The organism is Aeromicrobium sp. JJY06, from assembly GCF_044069275.1.
Taxonomy (GTDB): domain Bacteria; phylum Actinomycetota; class Actinomycetes; order Propionibacteriales; family Nocardioidaceae; genus Aeromicrobium; species Aeromicrobium tamlense.
The window spans coordinates 171,878-194,170 of record NZ_JBIMRD010000002.1 but is presented as its reverse complement, the minus strand read 5'-3'; the positions used below and the strand labels follow the sequence as shown (position 1 = coordinate 194,170).

The window sequence follows — 22,293 nt, the reverse complement described above, 5'->3', positions numbered from 1 at the left end:
TATTCATGGTGATGTTCGACGACACCCGACGAAATGAGGACACCGTGACGGCCACTGCCGAGTTCCCCGCCCTCACCGCCTCCGACCGCTGCGACCGCTGCGGTGCGCAGGCGCTGGTTCGCGTCGAACTGCCCTCGGGCGCCGACCTGGTCTTCTGCGGCCACCACGCCCGACTGCACGAGACGCGACTGCGCGAGATCGCCGTGGACTACCACGACGAGAGCGACCGACTCACGGTCTGAGGCGCACCCGCCCCAGCCGAGAACGACGACGGCGCCGAACCCCGAGGGGTCCGGCGCCGTTCTCGTCGCCCAGTACCTGAGGCTCAGTACTTGAAGACGCCGTACGACTTCGTCTGGGTGACCGAGCGCCAGTGCTCGACGTAGGCGTCGTACACGTCGGGGTCGGTCGTGATGGTCGTGATCTCGTCACTGGCCACCAGGTTCGAGCCCGTCAGGTTGGCCGAGCCGGCCAGCACGAGCTTGACGCGCGCACCGGACTTGGGCCAGACGCCGCCACCGGGCAGGCGCTCCTCGGGGTTCATCTTGTTCCGCTTGAGCTTCGCGTCGACCAGGATCGCCTTGTCGTGGATCTGCGCGTAGGCCGCGTCGACCTCGGTGCGCGAGGTCTTGAGCACGTCGAGGATCGGCTTGCACACGCGCAGCAGCTGGCGGCAGTGCTCGAGATAGTTCTTCTTCAGGTCGTCCTTGAAGGCCACGACCGACACACGGCAGCCACCGTTGTTGAGCGCCGCCAGCTTGTACGCCAGCGCGATGCGGCGGTACTTGAAGCGGTTCTCCATGACGCGGATGCGGCACTGCTCGTCGGGGACGATGCGGTTCAGCATGTTGAGGATCGGGTCGCGGCCGTTGGTGGGCGTCGCGCGCAGCGGCGTGACGTGCACCGTGTAGTTCGAGAGGTTCGAGTACAGCAGGCCGCGCTTGGCGTAGGCGCTGGAGTAGCCGTCGCGGGTGGCGGTGCGGTAGCCGTAGCGCGTGCTGCGCTTGGCGATGTAGCGACCGTAGTCCGAGCCGATGCGGCGCTCGGCCCACATGTCCTTCCAGACGCCGCGCATCTGGTACCAGAGCTTCTTGTCGTTGTAGACCGTGCTGCCGTTGTTGTACGTGCGCTCGGCGCTGCGGCCGCCGAAGTTCGTCGAGCCCGTCCACACGACGCCCTTGGCGCGCTTGTTGCTGCGCGTGTAGGTGTCGCTGACCATGACGATCTTGGAGTGCATGATCGCGCCGTTGACACGCGAGAGGCAGGCCATCGACTTGCCGTTGGAGCAGATGCGGAACTTGCCGTACTTCGTGGCGTTCAGCTGCTTGCGCAGCTTCTTCGAGGCGCCCGACAGGTGCGCGTTCGGGTGGATGAACTGCACGTTGACGCCGGCCTTCGCGGCGCGGACGAGCTCGCGGCCGATGCGGACCGAGTCCTCCATGCGCGAGTTGGCGGCGTAGACCGAGGTGGCGCGGCGCTGCTTCTTGCTCTTGTACTTGCCCTGCGGGGTCTTGTACGAGCCGCGGATGAGGCGCTCGAGGTCGTTCAGCAGGGAGTAGTCGCGGTTCGAGGCGCCGCGGTCGAAGTACGGACGCGAGAAGTTGGCCTCGACCTCGACCGGGTAGGCCGCGCCGTAGGGGCGACCGCGGACCGTGGTGGCGGCCGGCGCGACGGCCTGCGGGGTCACCGCCTGGGTCTCGACCCGGGGCGCCTCCTCCGTCGGCGCCGCCTGCGGCTCGACGGCCGCGGCGGGGTCGGCGACCTCGGTCTCGTCCGCTCCGAACGTGGTGGAAGCGGCGACGAGCGGCAGCACGAGCGCACCGAGGGCGGCGACACTCGCGAGTCGAAGTCGATGACTGACGGACACGGTGGAACTCCCCCGAGACGACAACAAGCGGTCGCGACAGCCTAACCCATGGCCGCGTGGGGTCACGGGACCGCGGCGGCCGGGCGCCGCGTCGGTATAGTCCAGCGGGTGGCGCGCATTCTCCTGAAGGTCCACCACCCCACGCTGGAACCGGCCGACGCCGCCACCGTCCTCGAGCGCAACCTCATCGGCAACAACGTCGGGAACCTGGCCTTCAGCCACGCCTCCGAGCGGCTCCTGACGCACCCCGGCGACGACGTCACCGCAGCGCCCACGGGCCCGTGGTTCGCCGACCCCGCTCGGGTGAACCGCGAGTTCGACCACGTGGTCTTCCCGCTCGCCAACCACTTCCGCGCCTCCAACCTCAAGGCCCTCGACCGCCAGTCGACCGCGATCGAGCAGCTCACCACCGGCTTCACCGTGCTGGGGGTCGGGGCGCAGGCCGACCTCGACGGCAACGCGCCCCGCGCGGAGCGCGAGGCCGTCGAGAAGGCCACCCGGCGCTTCGTCCGTGCGGTCCTGGAGCGCGGCCCGTCGATCGGCGTCCGCGGCGACTTCACCAAGGAGTACCTCGTCGGCCTGGGCTTCGACGACTCCGAGGTCGACGTCATCGGCTGTCCCTCGATGTTCCTCCACGGCCCCGAGCTGCCGCTGCGGCTCCCCGACGCCGTCGCGGCCGACGACCCGATCGCGATCACCATCTCTCCCTACGTGACCGAGATGGGGCCGATCCTCGAGCAGAGCCTGCGGCGGCACCGGCACCTGACCTACATCGGCCAGGACGTCCACACGCTGCGGCTGCTGCTGCGCGGGACGTCGCTGGCCGGCGACGATCCCCGCCTGCCGCTCTCCCCCGAGCACCCGATCTTCTCGCCCGGACGCACGGTGTTCCCGCTCAACATCCCCGCGTGGCAGGAGTTCCTGCGCAGCCAGCGGTTCGCGTTCGGCACGCGGATCCACGGCACGATCGTGTCGTTGATCTCCGGCACGCCCGCGGTCCTGCTCGCGCACGACTCGCGCACCCTCGAGCTGGCGCGGTACCACCGCATCCCGTTCGTGCGGCTCGACGAGCGCGACCCGTCCGAGGTCTCGGTGCCGGACCTGTTCGCGCAGGCCGACTGGTCCGCGCTCGTCGACGGTCACCGCGAGCGATGGGACATTTACGCGGCATTCCTCGAGCGTCACGGGCTCCGGCACGGGTTCGGTCCAGCAGGCGGGGTCGAGCGCTTCGACGCCGCCGTCGCGGCCGTGGCCGCCGACCCGGGCTTCCCGCCCGTGGTCCGGTCGAACGCCGGCCCGGTCTCCCCCGCCCGTCGCCTCGCCCGCGCGGTGCGCCGCCGCCTCCGCTGACCGACGTTCCGCACGCGACTCTCACACGCAGAACGGCCCGCGACCGTGAGGTCGCGGGCCGTTCGCCGTGGGGTGAGGCTCAGTCGAGGTAGTCGCGCAGGACCTGCGAGCGCGACGGGTGACGCAGCTTGCTCATCGTCTTGGACTCGATCTGGCGGATGCGCTCGCGCGTGACGCCGTAGACCTTGCCGATCTCGTCGAGCGTCTTGGGCTGGCCGTCGGTGAGGCCGAAGCGCATCGAGACGACGCCCGACTCACGCTCGCTCAGGGTGTCGAGCACGGCGTGCAGCTGCTCCTGGAGCAGGGTGAACGACACGGCGTCGGCCGGGACGATCGCCTCGGAGTCCTCGATGAGGTCGCCGAACTCGCTGTCGCCGTCCTCGCCCAGCGGCGTGTGGAGGCTGATCGGCTCGCGACCGTACTTCTGGACCTCGACGACCTTCTCGGGCGTCATGTCCAGCTCGACCGCCAGCTCCTCCGGGGTGGGCTCGCGGCCCAGGTCCTGGAGCATCTGGCGCTGGACGCGGGCCAGCTTGTTGATGACCTCGACCATGTGCACCGGGATGCGGATGGTGCGCGCTTGGTCGGCCATGGCGCGGGTGATGGCCTGACGGATCCACCACGTGGCGTACGTGGAGAACTTGAAGCCCTTGGTGTAGTCGAACTTCTCGACCGCACGGATGAGGCCCAGGTTGCCCTCCTGGATCAGGTCCAGGAAGAGCATGCCGCGGCCGGTGTAGCGCTTGGCCAGCGAGACGACGAGTCGCAGGTTGGCCTCGAGCAGGTGGTTCTTGGCGCGGCGACCGTCGATGATGATCCAGTCGAGCTCCTCGCGGAGCTTGTCCGCGACACGCTTGGACTTGGCGAGCTTCTCCTCGGCGAACAGGCCGGCCTCGATGCGCTTGGCGAGCTCGACCTCCTCGGCGGCGGTCAGCAGCGCGACCTTGCCGATCTGCTTGAGGTAGTCCTTGACGGGGTCGGCGGTGGCGCCGGCCACGGTCACCTGGACCGCGGGCTCGTCGGTGTCGTCGGCCGAGGAGAGCGTGAAGCTGGCCTCCTCGTCCTCCTTCAGCGTGGGGTCTTCCTTCAGGTCCTTCTCGAAGACCTCGTCGGCGATGTCCGGGAGGACCTTCTTGCCGTCGGCGTCGACCGCCGGCTTCGTCTCGAGCACGTCGGCCAGATCGACCTGGTCGCCGAGGACGACCTCGCCGCCCTTCGCGGCAGCAGCCTTCTTCGCGGGCGCCTTCTTGGCCGCGGCCTTCTTCGCCGGAGCCTTCTTGGCGGGGGCCTTCTTCACGGCGGAGCTCGCGTCGGTGACCTCCTCCGACGCGCTCGCGGCCTTCTTGGACGCCGGTGCAGGCGCCTTCTTCGTGGTCGCTGCCTTCGCGGTCTGGGCGGCACGAGTCACCGGATCATCAACCTCACAACGTCGTTCGGGGCATGACAATGAGGCCTGCGGTCAACCTCTGGCACCAGTGTGCCACGGTGCCCAAGACGAACGGGTACCGGTTCAGTCGACGGGCCAGGAGTGCACCGGTTCGTTGCTGTGCATGTGCTCGGCGTAGCGGCGCGTGAGGGCTCGCATCGAGTCGAAGACGTCGCTGCCGCGCTCGTGGATCCGGTCGAACTGCTCGGTCATCCAGGTGGAGCCGTTCCGCCCGGTCACGCAGCGTCGCTCGATGATCGTGAGGAACTCGTCGATGACCGCGCCGTCCACGCCGCGACGCTCCAGGCCCACGTGCGCCAGGGGCAGCAGGTGGCGCAGGACCAGCTCGCGCACGGGAACGGTGCCGATGCCCGGCCAGTAGGCCTGCGCCTCGATCCCGGCGGCGGCGGCCTCGTGGAAGCCCTCCTCGGCCGCCTTGAACGACAGCTGGCTCCAGACGGGACGCTCCTGCTCGGTCAGCGCGGTCACGAGCCCGTAGAACAGCGCGGCGTTCGCCACGGTGTCCTTGACCGTGGGACCCGCGGGCAGCAGCCGGTTCTCGACGCGCAGGTGCGGCTTGCCGTCGACGACGTCGTAGATCGGCCGGTTCCAGCGCCAGATCGTGCCGTTGTGGAGGCGGAGCTCGGGCAGGACCGGGATCCGGCCGGCCTCGATCTCGGCCACCGGGTCCTCGTCCTCGACGATCGGCAGCAGCGCCGGGAAGTAGCGCGAGTTCTCCTCGAAGAGGTCGAAGACCGAGGTGATCCAGCGCTCGCCGAACCACACGCGCGGGCGGACGCCCTGCGCCTTGAGCTCGTCGGTGCGCGTGTCGGTGGCCTGCTCGAACAGGGCGATGCGGGTCTCGTGCCACAGCCGCTTGCCCAGGAAGAAGGGCGAGTTCGCGCCGACGGCGATCTGGACGCCCGCGATCGCCTGCGCAGCGTTCCAGGTGGGCGCGAAGTCCTCGGGCTCGACCTGCAGGTGCAGCTGGGTGCTCGTGCAGGCGGCCTCGGCGATGATCGTGTCGATCGTCGTGCGCAGCCGCTCGACGCCGTTGATGACCAGGTGGATGTCCTCGCCGCGCGCGGTGAGGATCTGGTCGGAGAGCAGGTGGTACCGCGGGTTCGCCGAGATCGACTCACGCGTCAGGTGCGGCGCGTCCAGCGTGGGCAGGATGCCGATCATCATGAGGCCGGTGCCGACGCTCTGCGCCTTCCCCTGCGCGACGTTGAGGTCCTCGCGCATGCGCTCGGCCATGTCCGCCAGCCCGCGGCCCGCCACGGGGGCGGGCGGCACGTTGATCTCGACGTTGAACTGGCCGAGCTCGGTCTGGAAGTCCTCGGTCGCGATCGCGTCGAGCGTCTCGGAGTTCCGCAGCGCCGGGTCGCCCGAGTCGTCGACGAGGTTGAACTCGATCTCGATGCCGACGTGCGGATCCGGCACCGAGAAGTCCTGCTGCCCCAGCATCGCGGCGAGCACGTCGAGGTTGCGACGCACCTTGGCGCGGTACCGAGCCCGGTCCTCGCCCGTGAACTCCCGGGCCTCGACGTCCTGTCCCATGTCGCCAGCCTAGGGGCGGATCAGGGCCGCGCGCCCGCTGTGGCCCAGAGGTCGGGATGCATCCCGGCCTCCAGCGCGCCGCGGAGCAGCTGGCCCATCCGGTAGTGGGGCTCCAGCACGAGGGCACGCTCCAGCGCGAACCGGGCGCGGACACCGTCGCCCATCTGCCAGGCCGAGAACCCGGCGAGGCACAGGGACGCCGGCGCGAACTCCTCGGCCGCGATGCGCGCGACCGCCGCCCACAGCTGGTACATCGGCCCAGCGTTGTCCCGTGTGATCCGCAGCCACGCGGTGTCGCGGACCTGCCGCCCCGAGGCGCGCACCGAGAGCTCGACGAGCTGGCCGTCGGTGAGGTGCGCTCCCGCCAGGAACCGATCGGTGAGCTCCGCGACGGCCGCGCGTTCCCCCGCGAGGAACGCGTCGGGATCCGTGGTCAGCGCGCGAGCCATGAAGCGCCCCAGCTCCTCGTCGTGCGCCGCGTCGAGCCAGCGGCGGCGGGGGTCGCGTGCCGGAGCCACCTCGGCCGCGAGGTCGGACCGGTCGCGTGCGATGACCCGGCCCTCGGCGACGGCGCGCACGATCGCCTCGTGGTGGGCGTCGAGCGTGTACGGCTCGCCCTCGGGCGGGACCTCCGGGAGATCGGCCCAGAGCCGGTGGTCGTCGGCCCAGATCGTCAGCCAGTCCCGACCGGGCGGCAGGGCGTCGCGCAGCGCCAACGCCATCGTCCGGGCACGCTCGGCGTCGGAGGAGAGCCCGAAGACGAAGAAGCCCTCGTCCCCGTTGCGCAGCAGGTGCGGCGCGAGCTCGGCGGCCAGCGCGGCCTCCTCGCCCGGCTCGGGCAGGTCGTGCCGCAGTCGGAAGCCGAACCGGCAGCGCGGGCCCGAGACCGCCATGCCGATGACGCACTCGCGGGGCACGAACCCGAAGAAGGTGGGCAGGGCGTTGAGGAGGTCCTCGTGGGTGTGGGCGCGGAACACGGATTCGGTCATGAGCCGACCCTCGTGCTCGGACGGGGCTCGGCTGAACCCCTCCCCCGCGGCCTGTGGACGATGCCGGGCTCCGATCCGCCCCTGTGGACGGAGGGCTAGTCCCGGTCGCTCCGCCGCCGTGCCACGACCGTGCCTGCGGCGACGGCGAGCACGAACGCCCCGACCACCAACGCGATCTGGGCGCTGTCGGCGCCCGGGGAGACGGTCGGCGGCTCCCGGACGGTCATCCGCGGGTCGACGGACTCCGCCGTCACCTCGAAGGCCGGCTGGGACCGAGCGCCTACACGTCCGTCCCCGCACTGCTGCTCGGACACGACCGCGACCTCCGGAGCCGCCTCCTCGCCGATGCGCGCCGTGACGAGGAACTCGGTCGCCTGTCCTGGCGGGATGCCGGTACCGGCGAACTCCACGCGCGGACCGTCGAGGACTCGCGTCCACCCGTCGGGCGCCGTGGCATCGATCAGCGACACGTCGTCAGGCACCTCGAGCGCCAACCCGGTGGTCGGGGCGTCGCCGCAGCCGTCCTCGACGGCGACCACGAGGACGGTGGTCCCGTCGCCCTGGGGCACGATGCCCTCGATCGAGGTATCGGCGATCGCGGGCGAAGCCGCCCCGACGACCAGAGCGACGGCGGCGCTCGCGGCGGCCAGGGTGAGTCTCGGTCGATCGCTCATGGGATCAGCACCTCCGTCGACACGACGGGCTCGTCGAACCGGGTCAGCCGCACGGCCACCAGCAGCCGCCAGGCGCCCGGCAGAGGTAGGTCCGCGGTGCCCTCCCAGTGACCCGGGCCCGTTCGGGTCAGCGGCCGGTTGATCGGGCCGACGTCTCCCTCCTCGAGCGAGATCTGCAGGCGTGGCGGATCGGGCAGGTCCACCACGCGGCCCGCGCCGTCCGTCAGTTCGATCTGCACGGCGTTCACTCCGCGGCGCGTGGGCGACACGACGACCTCGACGCGGTGGGAGTCCTCCAGCTCGAGCTGCGCGCGCTGGACGGTCGGCACGTCCCTGACGACGGTGTCCGTCCGCGGGGGCGGGGTCTGCCCGACGAGCACGCCGGTGGCGAGCAGCACTCCGGCGATCACGACGGCCTCGAAGGCCACGGTGCGCCGGAGGACGCGCGCCCCCGCCTCGGCGTCGCGTCCGGAGACGCGGCGCACGACGAACCGACGGTTCCAAGCCGCGACCGCGACCACGGGGACGAGCAGGAGCGCCTTGATCATCACCGACCTGCCGTACCCGGTCTCCCACAGGGCCGAGAACGAGTCCGCGACCCGCCAGTAGAGGACGATGCCCGCCGCGACGAGCCCGACGACCGACACCCCGGCAACGGCGGAGAAACGGGAGAGGGTGGCAGCGCGCTCCCGCACCCGCAGGGTCGAGCCCGACGCGAGGACGATCGCGAGGCCGATCAGTCCGCCCCACCAGACCGCACCGGCGAGCACGTGCAGGAGGTCGGCCGGGACGACGAGCCACCAAGGACCGTAGCTGCGGGTGTGCCCGACCGGCGCGAGCGAGGAGAGCATCAGCGCGACCCCGACCGCGGCGAGCACGGGCTCACGCGATCGCCCGCGCAGCGCCGCCGCCACTCCCAGGAGCGCCAGGAGTGCGGCCACGCCGGCGGACGAGGTCAGTCCGTCGCGCCAGGCGTCGAGACGCGCGACCGCGGACAGCTCCTCCCCCGACTCCCACACGGCGGTGAGGGGTGCGAGCAGGACGGAGGCGATGACGGCGAGCGCGGCGAGTCGCCGCGTGGCTGCGCGCGTGCGTCGCTCGACGTCCTGCGCCCGGCGCACGGAGGAGGGCACCACGAAGAGCGAGAAGGCGACGAGCCCGGCGAGCCCGAGCACACCGGCGTAGCGGAGGGCCTCGACGACCGACCGTCCCACGACGAGCTCGCGCTGGGCCTCGGAATCCGGCACGCCGATCGCGCCGGGCGTCGCCTCGCCCACCGCGAACGTGAACCCACCGGTGACGGGGTGGGAGTCGGCCGACACGACGCGCCACGTCACGACGTGGGTCCCCGTCGGCAGGGGCTGTTCGGGACGGATCGTGAGGACGGAGTCACGCACGGAGAACTCCGCCGGCTCCTCCTCGCCGGTGGCGTCGAGCACGGCGTTGCCGTTCCCCGCGAGCGTCACCGGCTCCGTGAACGACACGGTGAGCTCGCTCGGCGAGGACGTCAGCACCTGCCCGTCCGCGGGGTTGCTCCCGATCGGCGTGGCGTGGCCGAACGCGGCGGCCGGCCACACCAGGAGCAGGAGCAGCCCGGAGAGCACGGCGGCGAGCCGTGCTCTCCGGGCGCGTGGGGCGAAGGTCACGCGCGCTTCCGCGTGCGACCCAGCGCGAGTCCGCCGGCCGCGAGTCCCAGCGCGCCGAGCACGACGCCGGCCCAGCCCAGCGCGTCGGAGCCCGAGCCGGCCTCGGCCGTCTCGTCCGCGTCCGCGTCGGCGTCGGCGTCGCCATGACCGCCGTGACCGTCGGTCTCGGCGGCCGTCGTCGTGATGAACGGCGCCGGGGACTCGGGCTCGTCCTGACCCTCCTCATAGGTCTGCGTCCAGGCGGTCTCGCCCTTCTCGCAGGTCTGGATCACGGGGAAGACGAGCTTCTCGCCCTCCTCCTCGGGCAGCGGCAGCTGCAACGAGACGGTGTCGCGCAGACCGTCGGCCAGCGGCGTCTTGGCCGTGTAGACGACTTCCGCGACGCGCTCGGTGTACTCGCTGCCATGGCTCCCCTTGACGGCGGACTCGAGCTTCTCGATCTTCTTCTCGACCGTCCAGTTCGGGTTGACCGTCGGCGTCACGGCGATGACCTCCTCAGGGATCTGGAAGGTCAGCTGCGTCGTCGGCGAGGCCTCGCAGCCGTGGCCGACCGAGAAGGTCAACACGGCGTAGGAGCCGGCAGCCGTCGAGGACGGCGTGACCGAGACGTGGGCCGAGGCCGCTCCTGCGCCGAGGACCACGAGGGCCGAGGACGTGAGGGCGAGCGCTGCCGTCCGGGCAGCACGAGGGGCAAGGGACATGGTTCTTCTCCTGGTTCGGTGACCGCCTGAGGTCAGGCGGAGAGGAGTCACCCGCAGATGCGGGCGACCGGGGCGGTGACGACCCGGGAGAAGGGCGGACCTCGCCGCACCACGATGTGCTCGAGCAGAGCGGACGGATGCAGCGGCTCGGCCCCACGGAGCGCGAGCGCGACCGGCACCGGGGCCGTGACGGGACGGACGAGGCGCAGGACGAAGGTGACGTGGCGCCACCACGACCACCAGAGGCGCTCGGCCAGCGCGATGCCCGCCGCGACGACTCCGAGCCCGAGCACGTGGGCGACCAGCATGCCCACGCCCGGGACCACGTCGTGGCCGTGGACGTAGCCCGTCAGCACGTGGACGACGACCTGCGGGACCGCGAGCAGCCCGAGGGCGACGGCGAATCCGATCCGCCGCGCGGCGGCCCACCAGGCCAGCGCGGCCCCGGCGGCGACGACCGGCACGAGGACCACGGCCGGGGGCGGCTGACCGCTCCCGGAGACGTGCGCGCCGACGGCGATGAGGGTCGACCACAGGCTCACGGAGCCGGCACGCACGACGCGTGCGACCGGAGCGGCGGGGGCGACCATGACGTCAGCGTAGGGCCACGCGTCCCCGCTCCCGACGCCGGTGACCTGATGTTTACACGCCCGTCACGGCCCTGCGGCCCCTCAGTCCCATTCGGTGTCTCATTCACGATCGCGACTCCTTCACATCGACGGCGCTTTCGTAACGCGCCAGTTCCCGCCGCGACCGCCGCGCGAAACGCGTCGCCACCAGATTGATGGCCGAATCGACCCCGGCCAGAAGGAACTTCCCCGCATGTCTGTCACTCGCGTCCTGTCCCAGCTCACCGCAGCCGCCGTCGCCACGACGGCCCTGGCGACCCTCACCTCGTCGGTCGCGCACGCGGAGGCGACGGGCGTCATCCGCGGCACCGTCCTGGAGACCGGACACGTCATCGCGCCGGGCATCGACGTGTCGCTCTACCGACTCAGCGGAGAGTTCGTCCAGGCGACGGTCGCCGACTCGTCGGCAGGAGGGTACGCCTTCACCGGACTGGAGCCCGGCTCCTACATCCTGTGGTTCGAGAACCAGAACGAAGCCGTCAGCGAGTGGTACGACAACCAGCCCGACAAGCCTCAGGCCACGCCGATCACGCTCGGCGCCGGGCAGACGTACGTCGCCGACGCGTACCTGACCCAGATCAGCGAGAACCTCGCCGTGCCGACGATCTCGGGCACTCCCACCGTGGGCTCGGTGCTGACCGCGAGCCGTGGCACCTGGTACCCGACGCAGGGCGTCGAGTTCAGCCACCAGTGGCTGCGTGACGGCGCCGTCATCGCCGGCGCGACGACCTCCACCTACCGACTGCGCGACGCGGACGGCGGTCACCGCATCTCCGTCCGCTCCGTGGCGATGGTGCAGGGGGCCACGGAGACGGCCACGAGCGCGTCCACCGCACTCGTCACGGGTGGGACGGCCCCGGTCGAGACGATCGCGAACGTCGCGAAGCCCGCGATCTCAGGGTCCACGACCGTGGGCTCCGTGCTCACGGCCACCCCGGGAAGCTGGACGCCGGCCGACGCGAGCGTGACCCTCCAGTGGCTGCGAGGCGACACGGTGGTCGGGACCGGAAGCAGCTACACCACGGCGACCCAGGACATCGGCTCGGTGCTGCGCGTGCGAGCCACCGCGTCGAGGTCCGGCTGGACCGCCGGCGTCGCCGAGTCCACCGACTTCGGACCGATCACCAGCGCCGCCCCCGTGCTGGTCGCACCGGTCCTGGTGACTCCGCCGACCGTGTCCGGCACCGCCCGCGTCGGCAGCACGCTCACGGCCACGACCGGATCGTGGAGCACCGCGGCCTCCCACGCCTTCCGGTGGACGCGCAACGGCAAGGCCATCTCCGGCGCGACCGGCCGGTCCCACCGTCTCACCCCCGCCGACGCCCGCGCCCGGATCGCGGTCGTGGTGACCGCGAGCAACGCTGCGGGCGGCGCGAGCGCCACCAGCGCCGCGCGTCCGGTCGCCCGGGCCACGACCCGCCTGAGCGCCTCGGCGAAGCCGCTGCGCAAGGGACGGCTGAAGGTCACGGCCAAGGTGACCTCGCAGGGGTCGCGCACGGGACGCGTCACCGTCACGGTCAAGTCCGGTGGCAAGACCAAGGTCGTCCGCACGACGCTCTCCCGCGGCAGCCGCACGCTCACGATCAAGGGGCTGCGCAAGGGCCGCTCGACGGTGCGCATCGTCTACGCAGGAGACGCGTCCACCAGCGGCGCCTCCCTCACCAGGAAGACGACCGTGCGCTGACCCACGCGGCCTCGCCGCTCCCCAGACCTCGGACCGTCGGCGATCGACGGCCCGAGGGACCGGCTCCCCGGGCCGGTCCCGACGGCTCCGGCTCCTCCGGCGTCGATCACCCAACCAGCCCCACAAGGAGACCATGTGAATGCGTCACAGCGCGTGCCCTGGAGGACACGCAAAGTCGCCGTCGCTGCACTCGCCCTCGGACTGACCGCCGCCGCGACGACCTACGTCATGGCGCAACAGGACGTGAGCGGCACCGACTCCGGCGAGAGCAGCAAGTTCACCGTCGTCGGCGACGGCGACCTGCCCACCAGCAAGCCGAAGCTCGGCGCCGACCGAGCCACGCTCTCGGCGGAGGAGACCGGCTACGCCATCCACGTGGCGTCCACCGACGCGAGCATCCCCGCGGACGCGACCGACGTGCGGGGGAAGGCGGGGCCGGAGTTCCTCTACGCCGACCTGCCCGACCTGGGTGACGACTACACCGGCCGCAAGGCCGTGGTCGCGCTGTACGACTACACGCACGACATCGCCTACGACCAGGTCGTGGACCTCGGCGCCGGCAAGGTCGTGGACTCCACGAAGTCGGCCAAGGCCCAGCCTCCGACCTCGGCCACCGAGGCGGACCTGGCCATGCGGATCGCCGTCGAGTCCGAGGAGAAGCTGGCGTTCAAGGCCGAGTTCGAGGAGAACATGGGCGTCCCGCTCATCGATCCCGACCAGGTCGACTACGTCGCCGGCTCGTGGGTCTTCAACAAGACCACCGCCAAGGGCAAGGAGTGCGGCGAGGACCGCTGCGCCCAGCTGATGGTCTCGACCGCGTCCGGGGTGTACCTCAACACCTTCGACTTCGTCGTGAACCTGTCCACCCAGAAGATCGTCCGCACGCAGTGAGCAGGGAGAGAAGTCCGATGCGAAAGAAGACACTGACGCGGATCGTCGCCGCCGGCGCGACCGCACTCCTCACGGCAGGCCTGGTCTCGGTCCTGCCCTCGACGGCGGCGACCGCCGCCGAGTCGCCCCTGGCGTGTGCGGACAGCCTCATCGAGAAGGAGCTCGAGAACGGGTCCGCGTGGCGGATGTGCGCGCGCATCCACCCGATCAAGGGCCTCATCCTCGAGCAGATCGAGTTCAAGCCGGCCACGGGCGACTACGAGTACGCGGGCTACAAGCGCGTGCTCGACCAGCTCAACATCGCCCAGCTGAACGTGCCGTACGACACCGGTCACGTGCAGTACAACGACATCACCTCGTACGGGTTCGGCAAGCAGTACCTGATGACGCAGGGGCCCGAGGTGTGCTCCGGCGAGGCGCTCGACGTGGACCAGTCGTTCACGTACAGCGGACGTCTCGTGGAGCGGACGATCCCGGGCATCTGCGTTCAGGAGGACCCCACGGGACTCATGACGCACGCCCAGGAGACCCAGATCGGCGGCGGCACGCTGTACGCCGACCAGGGCACGACCCTCGCCGTCTCGTCCATCTCGAAGATCAGCTGGTACGAGTACCAGCAGCGCGTCTCCTTCGACGACCACGGTCAGATCGACGTCGGCCTCGGCGCCACGGGCGACATCGCACCCGGCTGGGCCTCCGAGAGCCAGACCGGTGCGTTCTTCGGCACCAACCCCAAGGTCGGCTGGCCCCTGTCGGGCAAGTCCACCGTGACGTCGACCCAGGGCGGCCAGACCACCACCAAGGAGGTCCAGTCGTACGCGGGCTCGCACTGGCACAACGCGATCTACAAGGTGGACTTCGGCATCGACAAGGCCGAGCGGCAGACGGTCGAGCAGTGGGACTTCAGCAGCCCCGGGTCCGGGACGCGCGCTCCGATCGTCGAGGGCACGGGAACGGTCAAGAGCTCGGCCTTCTCCTCGGTCGAGAACGAGGACCACGACCAGCTCAGCTGGTGGCGCGTGCTGAACCCCAACAGCAAGAACAAGGACGGGCACGCGCGCTCGTACGAGATCGTGAACAACAACACCTCCAACGCGCTGATCCCGGTCACGTCGCCGGCGGTGTCGTTCACGAACTACCGCTCGTGCGAGGAGTACGCCTCGGACAACCTCAACGCGGGGTGCCCGGGACAGACGATCCTCGACTACGTCGCGAACGACACCCACGAGCTGACCGACCCGGTCGCGTGGGTGAACGTCGGGTTCCACCACACCGACAAGGACGAGGACCAGTCGCCGATGCCGATCCACTGGCAGAAGTTCCAGCTGGTCCCGCGTGACTTCTTCGCCCAGAAGCCGACGATCAAGGATGCGCGCAAGTGCATCAACGGTCCGTTCTCCTCGGTGAACGCGGTCACGAAGCCGTGCACGCCGGAGAACACGGTCAAGCCGAAGATCACCGACAAGGCCGACAGCACCGCGACCGTCGTTCCCGCCGTGGGCAAGGTCCTGACGTCGAGCGCGGGCACGTGGCGCAGTGCGGCCCAGAGCCTGACCTACGCGTACACCTGGTTCCGCAACGGCGAGGCCGTGTCGACGGGCCAGGACTACACCCTGAGCGAGGCCGACATGAACGCGTCGATCTCGGTCAAGGTGAACGCATCGGCCGCCGGCTTCCCGTCGAACGTCGCCGAGTCCGACGCGGTCGTGTGGGGCACCCCGCCCACGACGGCTCCCACCCCGGAGCCGACGACCGAGCCGACGACCGCCCCGACGACGGCGCCCACCACGGCACCGACGACGGCGCCCACCACGCGGCCCGTCGCCAAGGCGACGCCGCGCGTGGCGGTGCGGCTGGCGGCCAAGACCGTGAAGCCCGGCCGGAAGAACAAGGTCGCCGTCACGGTGACCGCGGCCGGCAAGCCGGTCTCCGGGAAGGTGCGACTCACGGTGAACGGCAGCGTGAGGACGCTCACCCTGGTGAAGGGTCGCACCAACCTCACCTTCACGGCACCGAAGAAGCCGAAGGGGTACGTCGTGAAGGCGTCGTACGCCGGAAGCGGCACGGTCAAGTCGGGAACCGCCGCGGTGAAGTACGTGGTCAGGAAGTGACAACCGGCTGAGCCCTGGGCCGGGACGCCATCCGCGCGGGTGGCGTCCCGGTCCCCTCCCCCTCCCTTCGACGACGGAGTACCCATGCGCGTGACGACTCTCCTTCGCCCCCTCGCCCTCGTGGTGGCGACGCTGGCCCTCACCGGCTGCGGATCGCAACCCCAGCAGGTGGCGCTCGGCGGCACCCAGGCCTCCGAGACCGCGGCGGACCGGCCCACGGTGGAGCGCCCGTGGGGCACCGTGAAGACCTTCCCCCGGCTGCAGAAGGCGGAGCCGCCGGCGGCGGCCGACATCGCGTTCGCGCGGGACATGATCCTGCACCACCGGCAGGCCATCGAGCTCTCGGAGAACGTCCGCCGTCATGCGGGCCTCGACGAGCGCGTCAGCGCCTCGGCCCGGTTCATCATCCAGGACCAGCGCAACGAGATCACGACCATGAAGGCGTGGCTGCGCGCCTGGCAGCAGCCCGTGGACGATGCCGCCGACGATCACGACCACACGGCGGGCACGATGCCGGGCATGATCGCGGCCGAGCGCGTGGACGAGATCGCGACGCTCCCCACGCCCGACGCCCAGGTGGCGTTCCTCCGAGCGATGATCGAGCACCACGAGGGTGCCATCACGATGTCGCAGGACTACCTGCCCGTTCAGTCGAACGCGTTCGTCCACAGCACCGCGACGCACATCATCGCCGAGCAGACCACCGAGGTGCGCTACATGGAGGGTCTGGTCCGGGAGTGGTGCGAGACCAACGGGCCCCGGACGTGCCCCGCGAGCTGACCTCGCGTCGTCCCCGCCACCTGGGCTGGTGGGCGGGCGCGACCCTCGCCGCGACCCTGGCGATGTCCTTCCTCACCGGACTGCTCGGGCACGCGACGGTCACCTCTCCGTCGATGGCGCCCACCCACGACGTCGGCAGCACCCTGCTGACGACGTCGCTCGGGGCGCGACACCCCGACCGCGGCGAGGTCGTCGTGTTCGAGGCTCCGCGCAGCTGGCGCGAGGCCCACCGCGCCCGCTCCGGCGCCGCGGGAGACGAGGTCGGCGCGCAGGACGCGATGGTGAAGCGCGTGCTCGGGCTGCCCGGCGACCGGATCACATGCTGCGCACCCGGTGGAGCCCTGATGCGCAACGGGCACGTGCTCGACGAGCCGTACCTCGCGGAGCCCCCGATCGACGTCTCGAACGTGGCCTACGACGTCACGGTGCCCCCGGGGCACCTCTGGGTGCTCGGCGACAACCGCCGTCGCTCCTTCGACTCGCGTGCCATGCAGGCACGAGGCGGCCAGACGGGCCTCCTGCCGCTGACGGCGGTCCGGGCCCGCGTGCTGCGCGGCTGGCCCTGACGCCTCGCGGCCGTCAGGGATCGACCGTCGTCCCGAGGGAGTCGGTCCCTCGGGCGAGGTCCCGCACCCGCTGACCGAGCGCGAAGCCCGACAGGTCGGGACTGCGCACGAGGTACTCCTGCTGCACGAGGTGCTTGAGGATCCGGTAGGCGGTCGCGCGCGGCATGCCGAGGTTCTCGGCGATCTCCCGCGCGGAGACCCCGGCTCCCGATCGGGCCACCTCCTCGAGGATCGCGAAGGCGTTGTCGACCGCACCGGGCTCACGGCCGCGGAAGGCCGCGGGCGGCACCTTCGACGACTGACCCGATCCGCTCATGCGCCCAGCAGGTCCGTGCTGATCGTCTCGTCGTGGATGCCCATCCGCCGCAGCGAGGAGGGCCGGAGCCACCGCAGCCCGACGAACCAGAGCAGGCCCGAGCCGAGCGAGCCGAGCGTGAGCGTCAGCCCCCCGAGGTCGCCCCCGCGCACGTCCTCCACGATGGCGAGTCCTGCCAGCAGCAGCGTCAGCGCCGCGGCGAGACCGGCGAGGACCAGCGGCCCCGGCGTCAGCTCGTCGATGCGGTGCAGGAAGACCGGGAGCGCGAGGGCCACCAGTGCATACGCCACGAACAGGACGAGGACGGCGTGTTGGAGCAGCGCCATCGACAGCACGCCCACCTGGCGTCCTGTGACCAGCGTGAGGGTTGCGGGAGCGATCGCGACCGGCGCGACCACCAGCAGCGCCCCGACGGGCGACCCCCACCGGTCGTGCGTGCGACCCAGCACGGCAGGCAGGACGCCCTCGCGGGCGAACGAGAAGATCACCCGCGCCAGCGCGTTCCACGCGCAGAGGGTCAGCGCCAGGAACGAGACCGCCAGCAGCGAGCTCAGCGCGGCGTCGGCGACGTGGGCGTCCACCGACTCCGGGAACCACCACTGCGCGGGACCGCCACGGCGCTCCCCCTCGGGGGCGGTCAGGGTGCCGACGGCCGTGAACGCGACGGCGTAGAGCGCCGCGGCCACCAGCAGCGCGCCGGTCATCGCGCGCGGGACGCTCCAGAAGGGTCGTTCGGCCTCGCCGCCGAGCGCCGCCGACGACTCGAAGCCGACCGTGATGCCCAGGACCGCGACGGCACCGAGCAGGACCCGCCACGGATCGGCGCCGTCGAGCGACAGGATCGCGAGGGACGGTGCGCCCTCCCGCGCGAACGTGAGCCCGGCGAGGACCAGCAGACCCACGACCAGCGCCGACTCCACCACCAGCGCCAAGCGGGTCGCGACCCGCACGCCACGCACGGAGACCAGCAGGCAGACCACCACGACCGCGGCGCCGATGCACCACTGGGAGCCGGCCCCGAGCGCGGGCGCGGAGGGGGCGGCCGACGCGACGGCGTCCGTCGACCGGCGCATCGTCTGCGACAGGCCGAACGCCACCAGGATCGCGTAGCCGAGCAGCATCGACGCTCCCACGAGCAGCCCTGCGCAGGGTCCGAGCGACCGCGTCACCCACGTGTACATCGAGCCGGGCGCGGCGATGCGGGTCGCGTAGTGCGAGAACACCCCGGCCAGCAGCAGCGCCAGCCCGAATCCGAGCACCGCGCTGAGCCAGGCGCCGGGCCCGACCACGGCGAGGAGCACGAACGGGACGCTCAGGGCGCTGGCTGCGGGCGCGATGACGGCGACCGAGTTCGCCAGCAGGTCCTCCGCACGAACGGACCGGCGGTCGAGTCCCGCGAGGTCGGAGGCCTCACGCACATCGGGGACCTCTGGCGGATCGGCGATCGCTCGCTCGAGGGCCGCGGGACCGGGCAGACCGTTCATGGTGCCGTCAGGCTAGAAATCTCTCGTATCCCGCGCGTTACGCGCCCGTGTCGGCGGGGGAACGACCGCGAGACGTGACGTCGGCGTGACAATGGGCGCATGCGTCCGACGGCCTCGATCCTGCACCTGGACCTGGACGCCTTCTTCGCCTCGGTCGAGCAGCGCGACAAGCCGTCCCTGCGCGGCAAGCCCGTGATCGTCGGCGGGATCGGTCAGCGCGGCGTGGTCTCCACCGCGTCGTACGAGGCACGGAAGTTCGGGGTCCGCTCCGCGATGAGCATGGCCGAGGCCCGATCGCGCTGTCCCCACGCGGCCTTCCTGTCCGGCCGGTTCGACGCGTACCGCGCGGCCTCGCGGATCGTCATGGACCGGCTGCGCGCCCTCTCCCCCGCCGTCGAGCCGCTCTCGCTCGACGAGGCCTTCGTCGACCTGGCCGCCGGCGAGGACTTCGACCCCGACCGGCTGCCCGAGCTCGTGGACGAGCTGCGCTCCGACGTCACGCGCCTGACCGACGGGCTCACGGCGTCGGTCGGCGTGGCGTCGTCGAAGCTCATGGCCAAGATCGCGAGCGAGATCGAGAAGCCGGACGGCTCCTTCATCGTCGCCCCCGGCACGGAGCGGAGCCTGCTGGAGCCGATGCCGATCGGCGTCATCGCGGGCGTCGGCCCGGCGACCGAGGCGCGGCTGCGGCACATCGGCGTCACGACCGTGGGCGACGTGTGGCGTCACTCCGAGGCCGAGCTGGTCGACCTGCTCGGGTCAGCGTCCGGTGCCTCGCTGCACCGACTCTCACGCGGCATGGACGACCGTGCCGTCAGCTCCCACCGCGAGAACAAGTCCGTCAGCACCGAGGACACCTTCGAGACCGACATCGTCGACCGGGCCGAGCTCGGGCTCATCTGCGACTCGCTCGCCCGCAAGACCGCTGAGCGGCTGCGACGGGCGCAGCTGTCGGGCCGCACCGTGACGCTCAAGGTCCGCTACCACGACTTCACGACCCACACCCGCTCCCTCACGCTGCCCGGGCCCACCGACCAGACGCGCCTGATCGTCCAGACCGCCCGTCGCCTGCTCGACGCCACGGACACCGGCGGCGGCCTGCGGCTGCTGGGCGTGGGGATCAGCGGGCTGGCCGACTGGGTCCAGGACGACCTGTTCGCCGAGGACACCGCGGACGACGAGCCCGTGCTGCCCGAGCCGGTCGAGGAGGTCCCCGCCGTCCCCGAGCCGCGCCGCGACTGGTCGCCGGGCATGGACGTCCACCATGTCGAGCACGGCGACGGCTGGGTGTGGGGTCGCGGCATGGGCCTGGTGACGGTGCGGTTCGAGACCCGGCACACCCCCGTCGGCCCCGTGCGGACCCTGCGCGCGGACGACCCCGATCTGGTTCCCGGCCATGCGGGGACGGTGTCGCAGCCGGCCGGTACGGTCGGGGAATGACCGACCAGCGGCCGACCGTCCCCTCCGCCCCCCGCCGTCCGGTGGAGCGCACGCACCACGGCGACACGGTCGTCGACGCCTACGACTGGCTGCGCGACAAGGACGATCCCGAGACGATCGCCTACCTCGAGGCCGAGAACGCGTGGGCCGAGGACACCACGGCGCACCTGGCCGACCTCCGCGAGCAGGTCTTCACCGAGATCAAGGACCGCACGCTCGAGACGGACATGTCGGTCCCGGTGCGCCACGACCGCTGGTGGTACTACTCCCGCACGGTCGAGGGACGTCAGTACGGCATCCGCTGCCGGGTGCCGCTGGCCGGCCCCGACGACTGGGAGCCGCCCGTCGTCGAGCCCGGCGCCACCCTGCCCGGCGAGGAGGTGCTGCTGGACTCGAACGAGGAGGCCGAGGGGCACGAGTTCTTCTCCCTCGGCGCGTTCAGCATCTCCGACGACGGCGACCTGCTGGCCTGGTCGGTCGACACCCAGGGCGACGAGCGCTACACGATCCGCGTCCGGCGACTCTCCACCGGCGAGGTCCTGCCCGACCTCGTCGAGGGCGCCGCGCCCGGCGCCACCTGGTCGGCCGACGGCCGCCACCTCTTCTACGTCACGGTCGACGAGGCCTGGCGCCCGCACCGCGTGTGGCGCCACGAGCTCGGCTCCACCGAGGACGACGTGCTCGTGTTCGAGGAGCCCGACGAGCGCTACTTCGTCGGCCTGGGCCGCACCAGCTCCGAGCGCTTCCTGGTGATCGCCGTCGGGTCCAAGATCACCACCGAGGTCCGTCTGCTCGACGCGCACGACCCCACGGGCGAGTTCTCCGTCGTGTGGCCGCGCCGCGAGGGCGTCGACTACTCCGTCGAGCACGTCGTCGTCGGCGGCCGCGACCAGCTCGCGATCCTCCACAACGACGGCGCCGTGAACTTCGAGCTGGTCCTGGCGCCGCTGGAGGACCCCACCGACACGCGCGTGCTCATCCCCGGGTCCGATGACGTCCGCCTCGAGGCGGCCGACGCGTTCGCCCACCACCTCGCCGTCTCGTACCGGCGCGACGCCACCACGCGCCTGGCCCTCATGGACATCGGCGACGACGGCATCGGCGCGCCGCAGGAGCTCGAGTTCGACGCCGAGCTGTTCACGTGCGGCCTCGCCGGCAACGCCGAGTGGGACCCGCGCTACCTGCGGATCGGCTACACGTCCTACGTCGAGCCCGCCACCATCTGGGACCTCGAGCCGGCCACCGGTGAGCGGATCCTGCGCCGCCGCGCGCCCGTGCTGGGCGACTTCGACCCGCAGGACTACGAGCAGCACCGCGCCTGGGTGCGCGCCGACGACGGCGCCCTCGTCCCGCTGTCGATCGTGTGCCGTCGCGGCACGCCGCGCGACGGCAGTGCCCCGGGCCTGATCTACGGCTACGGCTCGTACGAGATCAGCCTCGACCCCGACTTCTCGATCTCGCGCCTCAGCCTGCTCGACCGCGGCTTCGTCTACGCCGTCGCCCACGTGCGCGGCGGCGGCGAGCTCGGCCGCGCCTGGTACGACCAGGGCAAGCAGCTGGCCAAGAAGAACACGTTCACCGACTTCGTCGCCTGCGCCCGTCACCTCGCCGACGAGCGCTGGACGTCCGCCGACCGGCTGGTCGCCGAGGGCGGCAGCGCCGGCGGTCTGCTGATGGGCGCCGTCGCGAACCTCGCACCCGACGCGTTCGCGGGAATCTTCGCCGACGTGCCGTTCGTCGACCCGTTGACCACGATCCTCGACCCCTCACTGCCGCTCACGGTCATCGAGTGGGACGAGTGGGGCGACCCGCTGCACGATCCCGAGGTCTACGCCTACATGAAGGGTTACGCGCCCTACGAGAACGTGGCCGACATCGAGTACCCCGCGATCCTGGCCGGCACGTCGCTCAACGACACCCGCGTCCTCTACGTCGAGCCCGCCAAGTGGGTCGCCCGGCTGCGCGAGGTCACCGGGGCCGAGCGATCGGTCCTGCTGCGCACCGAGATGGCCGCCGGCCACGGCGGCGTCAGCGGTCGCTACGCCGCCTGGCGTCAGCGGGCCTGGGAGCTGGCGTGGATCATCGACACCGCGACCCGCGTGACCGGCGCCATTCCAAGAAACTCCTGAGAACGGAACACCAGCGCTGCCGCGTTCGTTGTACCGGGTGAAGCCACCGT

19 protein-coding genes are annotated in these 22,293 nt (G+C 71.4%); 9 read left to right on the top strand and 10 right to left on the bottom strand.

The annotated features are described in order from the left end of the window. The first annotated feature begins 11 nt into the window (after positions 1-11). A complete protein-coding gene (locus ACGWYL_RS12395) occupies positions 12-242 on the top strand; it encodes a hypothetical protein (RefSeq protein ID WP_179428152.1) in 231 nt (76 codons plus the stop codon). Positions 243-325: 83 nt separating this feature from the next. Here ACGWYL_RS12395 and ACGWYL_RS12390 read toward each other — a convergent pair whose 3' ends face one another. After that, a complete protein-coding gene (locus ACGWYL_RS12390; protein ID WP_179424891.1) occupies positions 326-1,867 on the bottom strand; it encodes a phospholipase D-like domain-containing protein in 1,542 nt (513 codons plus the stop codon). A gap of 108 nt (positions 1,868-1,975) precedes the next feature. Between ACGWYL_RS12390 and ACGWYL_RS12385 the strand changes: the two genes are divergently transcribed. Further along, on the top strand, positions 1,976-3,217 hold the full coding sequence (locus tag ACGWYL_RS12385; RefSeq protein WP_395487330.1) for a polysaccharide pyruvyl transferase family protein: 1,242 nt from the start codon (positions 1,976-1,978) through the stop codon (positions 3,215-3,217). Between the two features lie 79 nt (positions 3,218-3,296). Here ACGWYL_RS12385 and ACGWYL_RS12380 read toward each other — a convergent pair whose 3' ends face one another. The 7 genes from ACGWYL_RS12380 to ACGWYL_RS12350 form a co-directional block, all read right to left on the bottom strand. After that, positions 3,297-4,625 (bottom strand): RNA polymerase sigma factor, encoded by a 1,329-nt coding sequence (locus ACGWYL_RS12380; RefSeq protein ID WP_395487329.1) that lies wholly within the window; start codon positions 4,623-4,625, stop codon positions 3,297-3,299. Between the two features lie 102 nt (positions 4,626-4,727). After that, positions 4,728-6,203 (bottom strand): glutamate--cysteine ligase, encoded by a 1,476-nt coding sequence (locus ACGWYL_RS12375; RefSeq protein ID WP_179424897.1) that lies wholly within the window; start codon positions 6,201-6,203, stop codon positions 4,728-4,730. Between the two features lie 20 nt (positions 6,204-6,223). Then, positions 6,224-7,192, bottom strand: a complete 969-nt coding sequence (locus tag ACGWYL_RS12370; protein WP_269306626.1) for a DUF4192 domain-containing protein — start codon at positions 7,190-7,192, stop codon at positions 6,224-6,226. A 95-nt stretch (positions 7,193-7,287) separates the two neighbouring features. After that, positions 7,288-7,866, bottom strand: coding sequence for a DUF1775 domain-containing protein (locus tag ACGWYL_RS12365; RefSeq protein ID WP_269306624.1), 579 nt, complete (start codon positions 7,864-7,866; stop codon positions 7,288-7,290). Then, entirely contained in the window at positions 7,863-9,512 is a 1,650-nt protein-coding gene (locus ACGWYL_RS12360; RefSeq protein WP_395487328.1) for a copper resistance protein CopC, read from the bottom strand. Before ACGWYL_RS12360 ends, ACGWYL_RS12365 begins: the two co-directional genes overlap by 4 nt. Next, positions 9,509-10,213 carry a YcnI family protein gene (locus ACGWYL_RS12355; protein WP_269306620.1) on the bottom strand — a complete coding sequence of 235 codons (705 nt, stop codon included), beginning with the start codon at positions 10,211-10,213 and terminating at the stop codon, positions 9,509-9,511. The genes ACGWYL_RS12360 and ACGWYL_RS12355 overlap by 4 nt, the downstream gene beginning before the upstream one ends. 47 nt (positions 10,214-10,260) lie before the next feature. After that, entirely contained in the window at positions 10,261-10,803 is a 543-nt protein-coding gene (locus tag ACGWYL_RS12350) for a hypothetical protein (RefSeq protein ID WP_179424908.1), read from the bottom strand. Between the two features lie 232 nt (positions 10,804-11,035). Here ACGWYL_RS12350 and ACGWYL_RS12345 point away from each other — a divergent pair, with 232 nt between their 5' ends. The 5 genes from ACGWYL_RS12345 (at position 11,036) to lepB (ending at position 16,874) form a co-directional block, all read left to right on the top strand. Further along, a complete protein-coding gene (locus tag ACGWYL_RS12345; RefSeq protein ID WP_395487327.1) occupies positions 11,036-12,526 on the top strand; it encodes a hypothetical protein in 1,491 nt (496 codons plus the stop codon). A 228-nt stretch (positions 12,527-12,754) separates the two neighbouring features. Further along, positions 12,755-13,417 carry a hypothetical protein gene (locus tag ACGWYL_RS12340; RefSeq protein WP_395487326.1) on the top strand — a complete coding sequence of 221 codons (663 nt, stop codon included), beginning with the start codon at positions 12,755-12,757 and terminating at the stop codon, positions 13,415-13,417. Between the two features lie 17 nt (positions 13,418-13,434). Continuing rightward, positions 13,435-15,528, top strand: a complete 2,094-nt coding sequence (locus tag ACGWYL_RS12335; protein ID WP_395487325.1) for a hypothetical protein — start codon at positions 13,435-13,437, stop codon at positions 15,526-15,528. A gap of 84 nt (positions 15,529-15,612) precedes the next feature. Next, on the top strand, positions 15,613-16,308 hold the full coding sequence (locus tag ACGWYL_RS12330; RefSeq protein WP_395487324.1) for a DUF305 domain-containing protein: 696 nt from the start codon (positions 15,613-15,615) through the stop codon (positions 16,306-16,308). Next, positions 16,293-16,874, top strand: coding sequence for a signal peptidase I (lepB, locus tag ACGWYL_RS12325; protein WP_269306612.1), 582 nt, complete (start codon positions 16,293-16,295; stop codon positions 16,872-16,874). The genes ACGWYL_RS12330 and lepB overlap by 16 nt, the downstream gene beginning before the upstream one ends. Before the next feature lie 13 nt (positions 16,875-16,887). On the opposite strand, the gene ACGWYL_RS12320 is transcribed toward lepB, so the two are convergent. Further along, positions 16,888-17,190, bottom strand: a complete 303-nt coding sequence (locus ACGWYL_RS12320; protein ID WP_179424920.1) for a helix-turn-helix domain-containing protein — start codon at positions 17,188-17,190, stop codon at positions 16,888-16,890. Beyond that, complete coding sequence (locus ACGWYL_RS12315; protein ID WP_395487323.1) at positions 17,187-18,674, bottom strand: APC family permease; 1,488 nt, start codon at positions 18,672-18,674, stop codon at positions 17,187-17,189. Before ACGWYL_RS12315 ends, ACGWYL_RS12320 begins: the two co-directional genes overlap by 4 nt. Positions 18,675-18,773: 99 nt before the next feature. Here ACGWYL_RS12315 and ACGWYL_RS12310 point away from each other — a divergent pair, with 99 nt between their 5' ends. Together ACGWYL_RS12310 and ACGWYL_RS12305 are read left to right on the top strand one after the other, a co-directional pair. Beyond that, the gene (locus tag ACGWYL_RS12310; RefSeq protein ID WP_179424923.1) at positions 18,774-20,114 is read left to right on the top strand and encodes a DNA polymerase IV; all 1,341 of its coding nucleotides are present in this window, start codon (positions 18,774-18,776) and stop codon (positions 20,112-20,114) included. Then, positions 20,111-22,243, top strand: a complete 2,133-nt coding sequence (locus ACGWYL_RS12305) for a S9 family peptidase (RefSeq protein ID WP_179424924.1) — start codon at positions 20,111-20,113, stop codon at positions 22,241-22,243. Before ACGWYL_RS12310 ends, ACGWYL_RS12305 begins: the two co-directional genes overlap by 4 nt. Positions 22,244-22,293: the final 50 nt, after the last annotated feature.

Excerpts from the sequence above, each read along its gene's own strand:
- ACGWYL_RS12355 (WP_269306620.1), bottom strand. The coding sequence starts at position 10,213 with ATGTCCCTTGCCCCTCGTGCTGCCCGGACGGCAGCGCTCGCCCTCACG.
- ACGWYL_RS12335 (WP_395487325.1), top strand. The coding sequence starts at position 13,435 with ATGCGAAAGAAGACACTGACGCGGATCGTCGCCGCCGGCGCGACCGCA.
- ACGWYL_RS12305 (WP_179424924.1), top strand. The coding sequence starts at position 20,111 with ATGACCGACCAGCGGCCGACCGTCCCCTCCGCCCCCCGCCGTCCGGTG.
- ACGWYL_RS12345 (WP_395487327.1), top strand. The coding sequence starts at position 11,036 with ATGTCTGTCACTCGCGTCCTGTCCCAGCTCACCGCAGCCGCCGTCGCC.
- ACGWYL_RS12310 (WP_179424923.1), top strand. The coding sequence starts at position 18,774 with ATGCGTCCGACGGCCTCGATCCTGCACCTGGACCTGGACGCCTTCTTC.
- ACGWYL_RS12370 (WP_269306626.1), bottom strand. The coding sequence starts at position 7,192 with ATGACCGAATCCGTGTTCCGCGCCCACACCCACGAGGACCTCCTCAAC.
- ACGWYL_RS12365 (WP_269306624.1), bottom strand. The coding sequence starts at position 7,866 with ATGAGCGATCGACCGAGACTCACCCTGGCCGCCGCGAGCGCCGCCGTC.
- ACGWYL_RS12320 (WP_179424920.1), bottom strand. The coding sequence starts at position 17,190 with ATGAGCGGATCGGGTCAGTCGTCGAAGGTGCCGCCCGCGGCCTTCCGC.
- ACGWYL_RS12375 (WP_179424897.1), bottom strand. The coding sequence starts at position 6,203 with ATGGGACAGGACGTCGAGGCCCGGGAGTTCACGGGCGAGGACCGGGCT.
- ACGWYL_RS12350 (WP_179424908.1), bottom strand. The coding sequence starts at position 10,803 with ATGGTCGCCCCCGCCGCTCCGGTCGCACGCGTCGTGCGTGCCGGCTCC.
- ACGWYL_RS12330 (WP_395487324.1), top strand. The coding sequence starts at position 15,613 with ATGCGCGTGACGACTCTCCTTCGCCCCCTCGCCCTCGTGGTGGCGACG.
- ACGWYL_RS12315 (WP_395487323.1), bottom strand. The coding sequence starts at position 18,674 with ATGAACGGTCTGCCCGGTCCCGCGGCCCTCGAGCGAGCGATCGCCGAT.
- ACGWYL_RS12395 (WP_179428152.1), top strand. The coding sequence starts at position 12 with ATGTTCGACGACACCCGACGAAATGAGGACACCGTGACGGCCACTGCC.
- ACGWYL_RS12340 (WP_395487326.1), top strand. The coding sequence starts at position 12,755 with ATGGCGCAACAGGACGTGAGCGGCACCGACTCCGGCGAGAGCAGCAAG.